Annotated in this window: 14 protein-coding genes; 4 read left to right on the top strand and 10 right to left on the bottom strand. The window is 61.9% G+C overall.

Going from position 1 to position 15,292, the window contains the following annotated elements:
• Positions 1-120: 120 nt before the first annotated feature.
• Genes HFK74_RS14610 through HFK74_RS14595 form a run of 4 tightly spaced genes read right to left on the bottom strand, consistent with a single transcriptional unit; the run spans position 121 to position 2,418 of the window.
• Positions 121-681: a DUF4136 domain-containing protein gene (locus HFK74_RS14610; RefSeq protein ID WP_180204101.1), complete on the bottom strand. Its 561-nt coding sequence runs from the start codon at positions 679-681 to the stop codon at positions 121-123.
• A 55-nt stretch (positions 682-736) separates the two neighbouring features.
• Entirely contained in the window at positions 737-1,354 is a 618-nt protein-coding gene (locus HFK74_RS14605; RefSeq protein ID WP_180204100.1) for a DUF4136 domain-containing protein, read from the bottom strand.
• Between the two features lie 12 nt (positions 1,355-1,366).
• Positions 1,367-2,116, bottom strand: a complete 750-nt coding sequence (locus HFK74_RS14600) for a methyltransferase domain-containing protein (protein ID WP_180204099.1) — start codon at positions 2,114-2,116, stop codon at positions 1,367-1,369.
• Positions 2,116-2,418 carry a MazG-like family protein gene (locus tag HFK74_RS14595; protein ID WP_180204098.1) on the bottom strand — a complete coding sequence of 101 codons (303 nt, stop codon included), beginning with the start codon at positions 2,416-2,418 and terminating at the stop codon, positions 2,116-2,118. Before HFK74_RS14595 ends, HFK74_RS14600 begins: the two co-directional genes overlap by 1 nt.
• A gap of 160 nt (positions 2,419-2,578) precedes the next feature.
• Here HFK74_RS14595 and HFK74_RS14590 point away from each other — a divergent pair, with 160 nt between their 5' ends.
• Positions 2,579-2,872: a hypothetical protein gene (locus HFK74_RS14590; RefSeq protein WP_180204097.1), complete on the top strand. Its 294-nt coding sequence runs from the start codon at positions 2,579-2,581 to the stop codon at positions 2,870-2,872.
• 183 nt (positions 2,873-3,055) lie between these two features.
• Positions 3,056-4,402 (top strand): MATE family efflux transporter, encoded by a 1,347-nt coding sequence (locus tag HFK74_RS14585; RefSeq protein WP_180204096.1) that lies wholly within the window; start codon positions 3,056-3,058, stop codon positions 4,400-4,402.
• A 24-nt stretch (positions 4,403-4,426) separates the two neighbouring features.
• Here HFK74_RS14585 and HFK74_RS14580 read toward each other — a convergent pair whose 3' ends face one another.
• The 6 genes from HFK74_RS14580 to HFK74_RS14555 form a co-directional block, all read right to left on the bottom strand.
• The gene (locus HFK74_RS14580; RefSeq protein ID WP_180204095.1) at positions 4,427-5,224 is read right to left on the bottom strand and encodes a DUF4123 domain-containing protein; all 798 of its coding nucleotides are present in this window, start codon (positions 5,222-5,224) and stop codon (positions 4,427-4,429) included.
• The gene (locus tag HFK74_RS14575) at positions 5,221-6,549 is read right to left on the bottom strand and encodes a type VI secretion system Vgr family protein (RefSeq protein WP_180204094.1); all 1,329 of its coding nucleotides are present in this window, start codon (positions 6,547-6,549) and stop codon (positions 5,221-5,223) included. Before HFK74_RS14575 ends, HFK74_RS14580 begins: the two co-directional genes overlap by 4 nt.
• A gap of 231 nt (positions 6,550-6,780) precedes the next feature.
• Entirely contained in the window at positions 6,781-8,694 is a 1,914-nt protein-coding gene (speA, locus tag HFK74_RS14570) for an arginine decarboxylase (RefSeq protein ID WP_008058799.1), read from the bottom strand.
• 219 nt (positions 8,695-8,913) lie between these two features.
• Positions 8,914-9,285 carry a translation initiation factor Sui1 gene (locus tag HFK74_RS14565; protein ID WP_007914613.1) on the bottom strand — a complete coding sequence of 124 codons (372 nt, stop codon included), beginning with the start codon at positions 9,283-9,285 and terminating at the stop codon, positions 8,914-8,916.
• Positions 9,286-9,463: 178 nt separating this feature from the next.
• A complete protein-coding gene (locus HFK74_RS14560) occupies positions 9,464-10,033 on the bottom strand; it encodes an NUDIX hydrolase (RefSeq protein WP_180204093.1) in 570 nt (189 codons plus the stop codon).
• Between the two features lie 3 nt (positions 10,034-10,036).
• The gene (locus tag HFK74_RS14555; RefSeq protein WP_180204092.1) at positions 10,037-11,104 is read right to left on the bottom strand and encodes a DUF2333 family protein; all 1,068 of its coding nucleotides are present in this window, start codon (positions 11,102-11,104) and stop codon (positions 10,037-10,039) included.
• Between the two features lie 410 nt (positions 11,105-11,514).
• Between HFK74_RS14555 and HFK74_RS14550 the strand changes: the two genes are divergently transcribed.
• Together HFK74_RS14550 and HFK74_RS14545 are read left to right on the top strand one after the other, a co-directional pair.
• Positions 11,515-13,185 (top strand): PleD family two-component system response regulator, encoded by a 1,671-nt coding sequence (locus HFK74_RS14550; RefSeq protein WP_180204091.1) that lies wholly within the window; start codon positions 11,515-11,517, stop codon positions 13,183-13,185.
• Positions 13,186-13,236: 51 nt separating this feature from the next.
• Entirely contained in the window at positions 13,237-15,183 is a 1,947-nt protein-coding gene (locus HFK74_RS14545; RefSeq protein WP_180204090.1) for a methyl-accepting chemotaxis protein, read from the top strand.
• Positions 15,184-15,292: the final 109 nt, after the last annotated feature.

Here is a 15,292-nt window from a genome sequence, read left to right as displayed (position 1 = left end):
CCAGACACCGCGGTGTGCCTGCACTACCGCGTCATCGTTCTTCGCCGGCAAGCCTGGCTCCTACGGGCGATGAACGATGACGCGGTGTTATGGAAATACCGCAGCGCCGGGTGGGTGTTTTTATCGATGGGGTGGGTAGTTGGCCAAAATCCGCGTGACCGTTTCGTGGATCGCATTACTGCGGTCCGTCGGGTTCGGCGTGCGGCTCAGCATCTGCTCGTCACTGCCGCGCCACACCAGCTTGCCGTCCTTGCCGTCGAGCAGGTCGATCTGGATCGTTGCGACCTTATAGGACACCAGGCGCGTTTCGTTGTACATCGGCGCGCCATAGTAGCCGTACCAAGGGTAGCCCCAACCGCCGCCGTAGTTGGTGGTCACCTGTTGCTGGCGATCCTCGACAATCAGGTAGGCCTGCACATTCACGTCCCCCTTGGCACCGGCGCCCGCCTGGCGCAGGCCACGCTGTTCGAGCTGTTCGCCCACCGACTCGCGCACGCGCTGTTCGGTCAGGTCGCTCTTGATCCTGGGGTCATCGGGACGGTATTGCAGCGCGGGTTCTTTCCAGCTCCACGTGCGATACGCGGCAAAGTCGCGGCTGGCATCAAAGTCATGATTGACCTGGTTGGCGGCGCAGGCACTGAGCAGCACGACCACGGCCAGTAAAGCGAGACGGCGGAACATGATGGTTCTCCGGTAGAAGACATGAACCAGCGAAATGCTTCTTGAGTACAGGAAGCTAACTAGGAGGATACGCCGACATTGCCTTTTCCACAGCCTCCCGTATGGCATCGACTCGCTCGCCCTGAGTGCCGCGGTTGCTTGTTTCAGCGCTGGAACTCCAGACCGGCTCACCGTTTTGCGCATCAAACAGGTCGACGTGAACCACCACGACCTGTTCCTCATAAGTGCGCACAATCGGCACGCTGCCGTACATGCCGTAACCCGGGCCATAACCATAGCGGTTGTAGCCGCCATAACCGCCGTAGTAGCCGTAATCATCCTGGACCTGACGCAAGCGGGTTTCCAGGCGCAGGTCAGCGCTGACGAACAGGTCCGCCGGCCGATTGTCATGCAAAGGCCGCAGGCCACGTTGATCCAGCGCACTGCTGACGGCTTCGGCGACCTGCGCCGAGTCCGCCCACGGGGTGCCTGGCGGCATTTGCCCGTTGAGCCAGGCCCAGCTGCGGTAACGCCCGTAGTCTCGCGGTGGCGCCGGGTAGGCGCTGCGATCAAAGGTACTGGCCGCCTGGGGCGGCGCTGGCGGCAAGGGCCTGGAACTTGCCACGTACGGATTGCTGCCCTGGCAGGCCGCCAGGGCCAGGCAGATCAACAGCAACCCGGAACGACTTTTCATTTCGAACTCCGATCAGACCGGCCGACAGATCCAGTGCAAATAACGTCCAAGCCCGGCAAAGCTTGGATGACGACGATGGGCCAGCTCCATTTCGAGCAAGTCCGACAGCTCGGCGCGCGCCTGGAACTCCACCGGCATGTAATCGTGAAAAACCCGCACGCCACTCTGGCTTTCGACCTGCCACAGCCCCTCAAGTTGCGCGGCCAACTCCCGTGGATCCAGCGGCTGTTGCGGGGTCAGGCTCTGCTTCTCGCCGGCCATGTCGTTCTTGCGCATCTTGCGGAAATGGCCCTTGAGCAAGTTGCGGTAAATCAGTGCATCGCGGTTGTAGAAGGCCAGGGATAGCCAACCGTCAGCCTTGGTCAGCTGATGCAGCACCGGCAGGATGGCGTGCGGCTCGGCCAGCCATTCCAGCACGGCGTGGCACAGCACCAGGTCGTAGGGCTCCGTGAGCTGGCCGAGCAGTTCCTGCCAGGGCGCCTGGATGAAGGTCGCACTCTGGCCCGCATCGGCAAAGCGTTGGCGGGCGCCTTCGAGCATGGGTTCGGCGGGTTCCGCCAGGGTCACCTGATGGCCACGCTGGGCCAGCCACAACGACATGTGGCCAAGGCCGGCGCCGATATCCAGCACTCGCAACGGCCGATCCGGCAGGGCTTCGGCCAGATCGGCCTGGAGCACCGCGAGGCGAATCGCACCTTTGGCGCCGCCGTAGATTTTTTCGGCGAAACGCGTCGCCAGTTGATCGAAATGACGGTCGCTCATCAGCCGAACCTCCGCTCGCTGTCCGCCAGCTTGCTGCGCACAACCTCATTCATGTCCAGCCCCAGTTCGCTGCACAGCAACAAGAGGTAGAGCACGATATCGCCGATTTCCTGCCCGGCATGGGCCAGCTTGTCGGCGGGCAATTGCCGTGACTGGTCTTCGCTCAGCCACTGGAAAATCTCCACCAGCTCGGACATTTCGACACTCGCGGCCATGGCCAGGTTTTTCGGGCTGTGAAATTGCCGCCAGTCATTGCGATCACGGATGGCGTGCAGGCGTTCGGTCAGTTCAACAAGGTTCATCGGGCTCTCCTGAAGGCGTATAGCTTCGGGGGGATGACGGGGGAAGGCAAGTGCCTGGCAGCGTTGTCGATCTTTGCACCATAATCATTCGATGGCGTGCCTCGGCGGCGCCTGTAAAATTCGCTGGCAAGCCAGCTCCTACAAACAGGACGTTCATTTCATGCAGGTAGAAGGTTTTTTCGAATGGCTTGGCCAGGTCCTCGGCTCAGTCATCCGCTTCATCGTTGATGGCCTCAGCGGTCTGTTCCAGTTGGTGAGTCGCGCCAGCAGCCATTTTATCGAAGGCTTGTCCCAGGCATTGGGCATGGACACCTCGATCATCAGCATCATCACCCTGGTCGTCGGGTTGGTGCTGTTGTGGTCGGCGATCCGCGCGTTCATGAACGCCGCGTTCATCATGGGGATCATCTGGTTGATGCTGGGGTTGTGGTTGCTCAGCTGGATCATGCACTGACACCACCCACTGTGGGAGCGAGCCTGCTCGCGAAAAACCCGAGAACGCCGTGGGGTGTCAGGCTTCCCGTGTCATCGTTAACGTCCATCGCGACGGTGCGACGATTCGACAGGCTCGCTCCTACAATGGATCGCGGCAGATTCCAAATGTGTCGCTACAATGCCCGCTCCCCAAGGAGCCTGCATGTCCAACCTGATCGCCGACTGGCGCGACCGCCCAACCCATCGTCGGGTCTGGGCGCTGGCTGCGCCGATGATTCTCTCGAACATTTCCGTACCGCTGGTGGCGCTGGTCGACAGCACCGTCATTGGCCACCTGCCCCACGCCCATCAACTCGGGGCCGTGGCGGTCGGCGCCAGCCTCTATACCTTCCTCGCCTGGGCCATGGGTTTCCTGCGCATGGGCTCCACCGGTTTTGCTGCACAGGCCGCGGGGCGCGGGGATGGCGCGGCGCTGCGGCAGATTCTGTTGCAGGGCCTGCTGCTGGCCATGGGGCTGGCGGTGGTCCTGGGCGCCCTGGGTGTGCCGTTGAGCGGGGTTGCCCTGCACTTCATGCAACCGTCGGCGGAACTGGACCAGATGACCCGCGAGTTTTTCCACACACGCCTGTTCGGCCTGCCGGCGGCCCTGGCCAGCTATGCGCTGGTCGGCTGGTTTCTCGGCACGCAGAACGCCCGCGCGCCGCTGGTGATCCTGCTGAGCACCAACCTGGTCAACATTGCCCTTAACCTGTGGTTTGTCCTTGGCCTGGAATGGGGGGTGGTGGGGGCGGCCCGGGCTTCGGTGATCGCCGAGTGGACCGGTGCGCTGATCGGCCTGGCGCTGACCCGCCAGGCCCTGCGCGCTTATCCAGGCCATATCGTCTGGGCCGCCCTGGCGCTCTGGCAGAGTTGGCGACCGCTGCTGGCGGTCAACCGCGACATTTTCATCCGCAGCCTGGCGCTGCAGTCGGTGTTTTTCCTGATCACCGTGCAAGGCGCCCGGCTGGGCGATGCGACCGTTGCCGCCAACGCCCTGCTGCTCAACGGCTTGCTGCTGACCGCCCACGCGCTCGACGGCCTGGCCCATGCCGTGGAAGCCCTGTGCGGGCACGCCATCGGCGCCCGCGACCGCGATGCCCTGCGCCGCTCCCTGGTGGTGGCCTGCGGCTGGTCATTGTTGGCGAGCCTGGGCTTTGCCGGCTTGTTTCTGTTTGGCGGACACCTGTTCATCCAGATGCAGACCGACATAACCAGCGTGCGCGACACCGCCTTCCTGTACCTGCCCTACCTTGCCGTGCTGCCGCTGATCGCGGTCTGGAGCTACCTGCTCGACGGCCTGTTCATCGGCGCCACCCGCGCCAGGGAGATGCGCAATGGCATGCTGTTGACGGTGGTTTTACTGCTGCCGTTCGCCTGGGCGCTGCAGGGATACGGCAACCACGGCTTGTGGATAACCTTTCTGCTGTTCATGTTGCTGCGCAGCCTGACGCTCGGCTTTATTGCCTGGCGCCTGCGCCAGAACGATGGCTGGTTCGCCCGCACTCACTGAGCCGGCGTCGTTTACAGCGCCAGCTCAGGGTGAGTCGTTCTGCCATAGATTGCGCAGGCTATCGAGGCGCTCCTGCTGGGTAGCCCCCGACAATGGCTGCACCAGCCAGGCGTCGGGGTACTGCAAGCGCAGCCACATCCAGCCATCGAGCACCGGGCGTTCGCTGAAACCCAATGCCAGCCCCTCCTCCAGATGGCCCCACAAACGCGTGAAATCAGCGCCCGTGGATCGATTCCAGCGCCAGGCATGGTGCTCCAGCAGGCAGGTCTGCAGTTTTTCCCGCTGCCGGGGGCTCAGATCCTCATCGACCGCCAAGGGGCGCACGGTAAGCCCCGGGTTGAGCAACTGCTGCCAACCCACACAACCCAGCGCGCGGTCCGCCCAGGTGCCGCCGAACCAGCGTAACTGGCTGATGGGTCCCAACCAGCGACTGAGTTCCTCGGCATCGCAGGCATCAAAAAAATAACTGGCGGTGTTCGGGTTGTAGTAACTCAACAAGGCGCGGTGATGCAGGTTGAACGAGACGCTGAGCATGCGCCGCAAATGCTCCAGCAATGTCGATGCCGGCGCCTCGCTGAACATCAGCAACCCACGCCAGCGTTGCCCGTCGACGCGGTACAGATCAACCATTGCCGGGCAGCTGCGCAAATCAATGAGTATCGGCCCCTGCTCCTGCAATGCCTGCCACTCGGTGTCTTCAAACAACCTGAACCGACGGGCATCGGCAAACGTGTCCTGCAGGGTCACACCCGCCTGCGGTGCGCCCGGCGTGTCCAGTAACAACCATTGCGGGTTCGCATCCGGCGCCTGTGCCGCGCTCATGCCGCACCGCTCTGGCCGAGGCGCGTGGCCGCGCGGCAGACGCAGGGTGCCTGTGCGCAATGATTGAAACTGCCGCCACCGGGCAGCAGGCACAGCAGCATCAAGGGCTCGCCCGAACACAGCCACTGTTGCACACCGTCGAGCGGGCAATCTTCGAGACCCGTGGTGGCAGGATTAGGCACCTCGTCTGCTTCGGCACCGGCGGGGCCGTGCAGAAACCCGGTAATCAACGGTCGGTCCGGATCACCTTCGGTGAAACTCACCACCACCTCAGTGCCTTCAGCCAACCGGAGGCTGCCCGCCGAGTTCAATGGCGCAGCCAATGGCAACCAGCAGTAGCTGGATGCTGCGCCCTCCCCCTGATAAACCCAGTCAAATTGCACCGCCACTGGCCTGGATGGATCAGGTTGCGGCTCATCGACATCGACCACCCAGGCACGTTGCAGGCTGTACATCCGTGGCTTCATCGCCACATGCGGCGTTTCAAGGGGCGACACCCAGTGCTCCGCCCGCACCTTGTTGCTATAAGTCTGGCTCGCTGCCTGTGCGCCTTGATGCTCGATATGGGTCAACAACCACAATTGGTTCCATTCGGTAACCGGATGCCCGGACAGCGGCATGATCTGGCCGCTGCGCAGCATTGCCAGGTCAGTGTCACCCTTTACGCGCCGCGCCGCGCCATCGGTGCAGCGCTTGACCTCGAAACGACGCACTGCCGGTTGCCCGCCCGCCGCACGGAAGACCGCTGCTTCAGCGCTCTGAAAATTCCCCGGCCCATCGCCGAACACCACGCAATGCCCATCAGCGCGGTGTTCGAAGTAGTAGTGCAGGCGCTCCTGGGCACACAAGCGCTGCAGAAACTGCAGGTCCGATTCCCGGTACTGCGTGCAGAAATCACGGGGCGGGTAATCGCCAGCCAGTTCAAAGCGCCGATCCTGATCGCCGATGCCGTGCTCCCTGAGCACCTGATCAAGGATTTGCGGCACCGAGCGGCCGCTGAAAATGCGCTGGCTGAAGCGCTGGGCCAGACAGGCAAGTTTCGGCCCCAGCCGAACCTGACAGAGCCTGATCCCCAGGCCGTGATCGCGCTGGACCAGTTCATGCAATTGTCCGTGGATGGCGTTCGCCACCGGCCCGAACAGCAAGGAGGCCGAACGGTACAGCAAGCTGGCGAGGTCGAGTGTCGGGTCTTCGATCAGCAGGTCCACGTCGAACACGAACGGCTCACTGATGGACTCTCTGCCGACAAAGGACAGAACCTCGAAGGCTTTGGACTGACCTGCTACGTCCAGACGAAATGACGGCTCGTTGACTGGATCGACCATGGGCGTTTCTCTACAGGAGGGAAAGCCGGGGATTCTCGCCGAGAGACATGGCCGAGTAGAGAGGCGAAATACAACTTAGGAAAAGACCTACGCGAAAAGAGGACCAAATCCCTTGGACGGCCAAGACGCGGTCTTTTTCGCTGGAAGAAAGAGAATTGCCCTACCGGGTCATCTGAAATTTCCGAAGCAAAAGGTAAATTTTCAGACAACCCGGTGAGCGCAGTGCTTACCTCAGGAAGACAGGTAAGAGGAACGGGTCAGGCCCAGACGCAGGGCATCGAGGAATTGGGTGCGTTCGCTGGCACTGATGCGGGCACTGGCGCACTTGTCGCGGTAGTGGGTCATCAGTTCTTCCGGCGACAGATGCACGTAGCGCAGCATGTCTTCGATGGTGTCGTGGGTCTCGATACCGGCGTGGTACACGCTGCCGTCGGCGTTCTGGTAGATGTTCACCGAGTCGGTGTCACCGAACAGGTTGTGCATGTCGCCGAGGATTTCCTGATAGGCGCCGACCAGGAACACGCCCAGCAGGTAGTCCTCGCCTTCGTTCAGGGCGTGCACCGGCAGGCTGGTTTCGATGCTCTGCTCGTCGACGTACTGGTTGATCTTGCCGTCGGAGTCGCAGGTCAGGTCCTGCAGTACCGCACGACGCAGGGGCTCTTCGTCCAGGCGGTGCAGCGGGATGATCGGCAGCACCTGGTCGATCGCCCAGGTGTCCGGCAGGCTCTGGAATACCGAGAAGTTGCAGATGTACTTGTCGGCCAGCTTGTCGTTGAGCTCGTCGAGCACCTGGCGATGGGAACGCTGGCGTGCCTTCAACGAGTTGTGCAGGCGACGGCACACGGCGAAGTAGCATTGCTCGGCCAGGGCTTTTTCAGCCAGGGTCAGCTTGCCGTCGGCGTACTGGGCGGCGACGTCGCTCATGTAGTGCGTGGCGCGCCAGTAGGTTTCGGTGACCATCTCGATGTCGGTCGGGCCCAGCAGGTCCACCAGCCACTGCACGGTTTCCGGCAGCGCTTCCTTGTTCTCGATCTGTGGCACGTCGTCGTTGTGTTTCTCGACGTCGGTCACCTGGATCACCAGCATGGCGTGGTGGGCGGTCAGGGAGCGGCCGCTCTCGGAGAAGATGTTCGGGTGCGGCAGGCTCTGCGCGTCGCAGAATTCCTTGAGCATGCCCACCACGACACCGGCGTAATCGTCCATGTCGTAGTTGATCGAACTGGCGTTACGCGAGTGCGTACCGTCGTAATCCACGCCCAAACCGCCACCAACGTCGATGTGATCCACCGGCAGGCCGAGGTTGCGCAACTCGCCGTAGTAACGGATCGCTTCCTTGAAGCCGTGCTGGTAGTCGGCCAGGTTGGCGATCTGCGAACCCATGTGGAAGTGCAGCAGGCGGATGCCCTGGTCCAGGCCAGCGGCGCGGAAGCGCTCGACCACCGACAGCAATTGCGCCGCCGACAGGCCGAACTTGGATTTCTCGCCACCGGTGTCGGCCCACTTGCTCGACGCCAGGGACGACAGGCGCACGCGCAGGCCAACCTGTGGCTTGACCTTGAGCGAAGCGGCTTCTTCGATCACCAGGCCGACTTCGGATTCTTTCTCGATCACGATGAACACGTTGTGGCCGAGCTTCTGACCCATCAGCGCCAGGCGGATGAACTCGCGGTCCTTGTAGCCGTTGCAGACGATGGTGCCGCCCTTCGGCGCCAGCGCCAGCACTGCCAGCAACTCTGGCTTGGAGCCGGCTTCCAGGCCGATCGACACGTTCTGGGTGGCGATGATGTTCTCGATCACCGCTTCCTGTTGGTTCACCTTGATCGGGTACAGCGCGGTGTACTTGCTCTGGTATTCCAGGCGCTCGATGTTGGCGTCGAACGCACCGGTCAGCTGACGCACACGGTCTTGCAGGATGTCCGGGAAACGAACCAGCAGCGGCAAGGACAAGCCGCTTTCGCGCAGCTGTTCGACTTGCTCGAACAGATCGATGGGTGAACTGCTCGGGCCGTTCGGACGAACCTCGACGCGACCGGCGTCATTGATCGCGAAATACCCGGCCCCCCAATGGCGAATCCCGTAAACACTGCGGCTGTCCGCAACTGTCCATTGGCTGCCATCGTCTTTGCGTGTGCGTCGTACGGACATTGAAGTCCCCTATAAAGAAGTCATAGTGCGTCGCCTGGATTCAGGCCGGCGCAGTCTAAAGAATGAAAATGACGGTTCGTCAACGAAGGGATAGACCTCGTCGACCGCAGTGAGTTTAGAAACCGGTCATGAACAGGCTCTGTGAAAACCATGGTGACGACGCCAGGCCTGCACTCAGGCAGGTCTGGATCAAGTCGCGGGTGGTTTTCACAGAGGCTGCTAGCCGCCGGACTTCTTCGCCTTGAAACCGTGCTTGATCAGCTCAGCCAAGAGTAGCTCGACATGATCGCCCTGGATTTCAATGATCCCGTCTTTCAACGCCCCACCGGTACCACAGCGTTTTTTCAACGTTGTGGCCAGCTCCTTGAGCGCGTCTTCGGCCAAGGGCACGCCGGTGATGGTGGTCACCGTCTTGCCGCCACGGCCCTTGCTTTCGCGACGCACGCGAGCGATGCCGTCGCCGGCAGGGATAACGGTCTGTTTGCAGATGCAGGCGTCCACCGGTTTACTGCATTCCGGGCAATGACGACCTGCGTCGGTGGAAAACACCAGGCCACCAAGGGCGGCGAAGGATGCGGCTTTTTTGGCCACCGGCAATCCTCTTGGGAGGACAAAGACTGGTCGCGGCAACCTGGGCAGGTGCCATCGACCGCGAAGCCCCACTCAGGCAGGGGCAGCGCTACTGAGCCAGGCAATACCGGCTCAGTTTGAAAAGGTCGCGCAGTGTAACGGCAAAAACGCCGATTGCTAAGAGCCAATCGGCGCCAATTTATAGCTGTATTGCGACGTCTTGCCCGCGAGACTTCAGATAGCGTTTCAATGCCGCCAAAGAGTCCGGGCAGTAAGGCTTTTGCTCGATATCCCGTAGCACTTGCCCGATGGGCATGAAGCGCGCTTCCAGCACCTCTTCCGGCTGCAGGATCAGCGGGCCGTCCCACACAGCAGAAAACGCCGAACACCAGAGGCGATTACCAGTGTCCTCGAAGAAAAAGTGGTCATGAACGGTCAATTCCACCCCGCTCACCCCCAGTTCCTCTTCAAGTTCCCGGGCGGCCGACTCGGCATAGGTTTCAGTGGCGAGCACCATGCCGCCCGCCGCCACGTCCCAATAACCCGGATAGATCGCCTTGCTCAGGGTGCGCCGGTGTACGCAAAGCTCGCCGGCGGAGTTGAACAACATAATGTAGGTACCGCGCCCGATCAGCCCGCGCTCGCGCAAGTCGGACCGCACCAGGGCGCCGAGCAGGTTGTCCTGCTCGTCGACCCAGGCGATCTGTTCGGCATCGGAGGCCGCCCGATGGGCGGCCTCGCGCTGGTTATCGATGGAGCTATCGGCCATGGCTCAGCCCTGATTCAGCAATTGACGCAAATCGATCACCGCGGCGTTGGCCCGGGAAATGTAGTTGGCCATCACCAGCGAGTGGTTGGCCAGCACGCCGAAACCGCTGCCATTGAGGATCATCGGGCTCCAGACCGCTTCTTGCGAGGCTTCCAGTTCACGAATGATCTGGCGCACGCTGACCGTGGCGTTCTTCTTGGCCAGCACATCGGCGAAGTCCACCTCGATGGCGCGCAGCAAATGCGACAACGCCCAGGCCTGGCCACGGGCTTCATAGAACACGTTGTCGATCTGCAGCCATGGGGTTTCTACGATCTCTTCATCGACCTGCGGCACTTGCCCAGGGGCCACCACTTCGGTTTTCAGCGCCGTGTTGAGCTTGACCCGGCCAACGCTGGCCGACAGGCGTTGCGACAGCGAACCCAGGCGGGTACCGACATCACCCAGCCAGTTGTTCAGGTTGTCGGCACGGGCAAAGAACAGCGCGCTCTTCTGGTTCGGATCGGACAGGCGAGTCTGGTAGCGGGTCAGGGAGTTGATGCCTTCCTGGAACTCGGACTCACTGGATGGCAGCACCCAGCTCTTATTGTCGAAGTTGAAGCGCGGCTCGGCCTTGGCCAGGTCGGCGTCTTCAGTGGACTGCGATTGCGAGCGGGCAAAGTCTTTACGCAGCGCACGGCTCAGATCGCGCACCTGCACCAGCACGCCATATTCCCAGCTCGGCATGTTGTCCATCCACAGGCCTGGCGGCAGGCGGTCGTTGGAAATGTAGCCGCCCGGCTTGTTCAGCAGGGTACCGGCGACACTCTTGAGGGTTTCCACCGTGGTGTAGCCGACCACCATCTGCTTGCCGTCTTTTTCAGCGGCCAACTGCGCATTCTGCTGTACCGGAAACAGGGCAGGTTCCGCGCTCCAGTACCAACCCAGAGCAATCGTCACCAGCAGGTAGATGCCAATCAACGTGGCCAGCGCCCGGCTGAACACCAGGCCGCCCAGATAACTGCGGGTGGCCGACTTCGGTTCAGCGGCACGTTCAGGCGCGCTACCGGCGCGGTTCTTCCAGTCCAGCATGGCGATATCCTTTCAATTACTTGAGTTCGTCGATTCGACCACAACCATACAACAACGTGCCTTTGCCCGGCACCCGCCGTTGGCTTTACAGCGAAATTTATCTCTTTATCCCTAGGGGAATCCCTTAGCCCGCCAAGACTGAGAACCTGCCGTTTTCCAGCAATGGACAAACGGCTATCGCAGCCCTGCGTGCTGGACGCAAGCAGCTTCAGAATTGCACTCGATGCAGGCCAAGCCCAAGGATTGCCAGACCTGCGCAAGAACTGGCAGGCAATTGGCGACTCACTGGTCAGAAACTGAATGGATGGGGGTCGCAGATTATTAACGTACAACACTCATGTAACGGAAAAGAGATGCTAGCATAGAGCCATTAGTCGACCTCAGCGTACCCCCTAACCAGTAGTCAGGATATGACCGAGCCAGAAGACCCCAGCCGCGAGCGCCTCAAGCACCACTTTGCCCAGCGGGTAATTCATCAAGCACGTCAGATTCTTGAGATATGGCAACGCCTGCAACGCAATGAATGGTCGACCCAGGAACTGGCGGAACTGAGCGAGGCCAACCTGCGCCTGTTGCGTTTCGCCGAACGCTTCGAACAACCCGAACACACGCAACTGGCGCGTCAGATCGGCCAATGCCTGGAGGCTGTCGACGCCAATCGCGGACGCCTCAGCAGCGGCCTGATCAGCGACCTCAACCGGTTGATGCAACGCCTGTCGCGCACCGGCCTGCGCCATGGCGATCAGCTCGACCAGACATTCCTGCCGCCCTTGCGCAAACCGGTCTATGTGATGCTGCAGGATCATGACCGTGCCGAGCGACTGGCCAAGCAGCTTGAGTTTTTCGGCCTCAGCGCCCAATCCTTGGAGAGCGTGCCGGCATTCCGCTCCTCCATGGTCGAGCGCCTGCCGGCAGCCATCGTCATGGACGTTGACTTCAGCGGCCCAGGCATAGGCCTGAAACTGGCGGCCGAAGCCCAGGAAGGTCTCGACCAGCGTTTGCCGCTGCTGTTTTTCAGCCTGCATGAAACCGACACCCCGACCCGCCTCGCCGCCGTGCGCGCCGGCGGCCAGGAGTTCCTTACCGGCACCCTTGAAGCGTCAAGCTTGCTGGAAAAAATCGAGGTGCTGACCTGCGTCGCCCAGTACGAGCCTTATAAAGTACTGATCATCGACGATTCGCGCGCCCAGGCCTTGCACACCGAGCGCCTGCTCAACAGCGCCGGGATCATTACCCGAACCCTGCTTGAGCCGATCAAGGCCATGGCCGAGCTGGCGGATTTTCAACCAGACCTGATCATCCTCGACATGTACATGCCGGCCTGCACCGGTACGGAACTGGCCAAGGTGATCCGCCATAACGACCGCTACGTCAGCGTGCCGATCATTTACCTATCGGCCGAGGACGACCTCGACAAGCAACTCGACGCCATGAGCGAGGGCGGCGACGACTTCCTGACCAAACCCATCAAGCCCCGGCACCTGATCACCACCGTGCGCAACCGGGCGGCACGGGCTCGCAATCTCAAGGCACGGATGGTGCGCGACAGCCTCACCGGCCTGTACAACCACACACACATCCTGCAATTGCTCGAAGACTGCAGCTTTCGCGCTCGCCGCGAGGGCAAGCCGCTGAGCTTTGCGATGCTCGACATCGATCACTTCAAGCGCGTCAACGACAGTCACGGCCACCCCATGGGCGACCGGGTGATCAAGAGCCTGGCACTGTTCCTCAAGCAGCGCCTGCGCAAGACCGACTTCATCGGCCGCTACGGTGGTGAAGAGTTCGCCATTGTCATGCCCGATACCGACCTGGAATCGGCCGTCAAAGTGCTCGATGACATCCGCAAGCGTTTTGCCGAGATTCATTATCCCGCGCAACCCCAGGATCTGTGGTGCACGTTCAGCGCCGGCGTGGTGGACCTCAGCGAACACTCCGACAGCCTGTTGATGGCCAGCCAGGCGGACGAGGCGCTGTACCGTGCCAAAGGCGCGGGACGTAACCGGGTGCAGGCCGTCCGAGCGTCAAAGCAAAGTGCCACTTTTTCATCGGAACAGACCGATACGGTCATAACCCTGTAACAGAAACGCAATAACTTCAGGCACTTACCATTCTGCCGTTGGTAGTCATTGATGCGCCTGAAACTGCTGACCAATCTCAACACCCTTCTTTTAGTTGCCGTGTGCGTAGCCCTTGGCGCCACACTCTGGTGGTCGCAAAAAGCCCTCGAACGCCCCTATCTATTGATGGAGCGCTACCTGGGGTTGTCCCAGCAGTTCCAGAATGACGTGGCACGCAACATTGTGGATTACCTCGCCAGCGGCGATGCACTGCGTTTGAGCAGCGCCAGCCAGGCCATCGACACACTGCACAATGAACTCGGCGAGTTGCCTCCAGCCCTGGCTGAGACCTTGCGTCCGAGCCTGACGAACCTGGACGAATTCAGCAAAACCGATCTGCTGGCCGCCGGCAAGCTCGCAGGCGACCCGCAGGCCCTGCTCCTGCAAGCCGAACGAGAGTTGGGCGCCAGCCTTGACCAACTCAGCCAGTACGCCAGTGGCAACGCGAGCTACCTGACCCCGCTGCTCACCGCCTCCCAACACTTGGGCAAGCTGTCGCTGGCCCGGGACAAACTGGTCAGCAGCGGCCGCAGCGAACTGGCCGCCGACGTCGAGCGCGAAATCAACAACATCCGTAGCCAGGCCGAGCAGCTGGACGCCCTGCCGTTATTGGGCGTGACCGCCAGCGCGGAATCGAATACCGATGATTTCGCCGCGATGATGGGCCTGGAGAACACCGAAAAAACCGCCGCCGAAGATGCCGGCGTCGGTTTCAAGCGTGAGCTCAACAGCCTGCTCGGCCGCTACCCGGCGGAACTTTCGCGCACCCGCGAGCAGATCCAGAAACGCGCCGAACTCAGTGCCGCGACGCACCTGAAAATCGCCGCCGTGCAGCAAGCCATCGCTGGGCTGGAGCCGGTGGTGCGCGCCCAGCATGGACAGATCCAGAGTGAAGTCCGGCTGATGCAAGGGCTGATGATCGGCTTGATTCTGTTGATCGCCCTGCTGATCGACACCCTGCAACGACGCCTGGCCCGGACCCTGACCAACCTCGCGCCGGCCTTGTCGACCTGGGCAGAAGGCGACTTCAGCCGGGACATCCAGCTGGGTAACACCAACCGCGAACTGCATGATATCGAAGCCTCACTCAACCGCTTGCGCGCCTATCTGGTGGACCTGGTGGGGACCATTCGGCTCAATGCCGAACAGGTCGCCGGCAGCAGTCGAACCCTGGCCGAGCTGAGCAATGACCTGCACAGCGGCGCCGAACACCAGGCCGGTGACACGGCAATGATCCGCGACTCCCTCGGCGAACTGGAAGCGACCATCCAGCAAGTGGCCGGCGACGCCAGCCAGGCCGCCGACGCCAGTCGCCATGCCGGCCAGGCGGTCGCACATGGCCAGAAAGTCATTGGCTTGAGTCTTACCGGCCTGCATGCGCTGGTGGGCGAAGTGCAAGGCAATGCGCAGATGATCGAACACCTGGCCGAAGAGTCCGCGACCATCGGTGGCGTGCTGACGGTGATCCGCTCGATTGCCGACCAGACGAACCTGCTGGCCTTGAACGCCGCCATCGAAGCGGCCCGGGCCGGGGAAATGGGCCGCGGCTTTGCCGTGGTGGCCGAAGAAGTGCGCTCGCTGGCACAACGCACCGCCGGTGCCACGGCCGAAATCCAGACCCTGATCGCCGGGCTGCAGACCGCGGCACGCCAATCGGTCGAAGGCATGCGCGCCCAGGTCGAGCACGCCGAAGCCACCGCCAACCAGGCGCAGGCGGCGGACGGTGCGCTGGATAAGATCGTCGGGGCGATCCAGACCATTTCCGACACCGCGGTACGCATCGCCGATGTCACCGCCCAGCAGAGCGGTGCCGTCAGTGAAATCCGCGACCACAGCGAGCGTATTCACCAGTTGGGTGGGGATAACTTGCTGCGTATCGGCCAAGGGCGTGAGCAAGGGGAGAATTTACTGGTGCTGGGTGGGCGTTTGCATACAGCCGTCCAGGCCTTCCGCGTCTGACCGCCCCCTCCTGATCGTTCCCACGCTCTGCGTGGGAATGCAGCCCGGGACGCTCCGCGTCCCAAAAGCGGACGCAGAGCGTCCATTGAGGCGTTCCCACGCAGAGCAT

The sequence above is a fragment of the Pseudomonas sp. SbOxS1 genome (genome assembly GCF_013416725.1).
Lineage (GTDB): Bacteria > Pseudomonadota > Gammaproteobacteria > Pseudomonadales > Pseudomonadaceae > Aquipseudomonas.
This window is presented reverse-complemented; position numbering and strand designations above follow the sequence as displayed.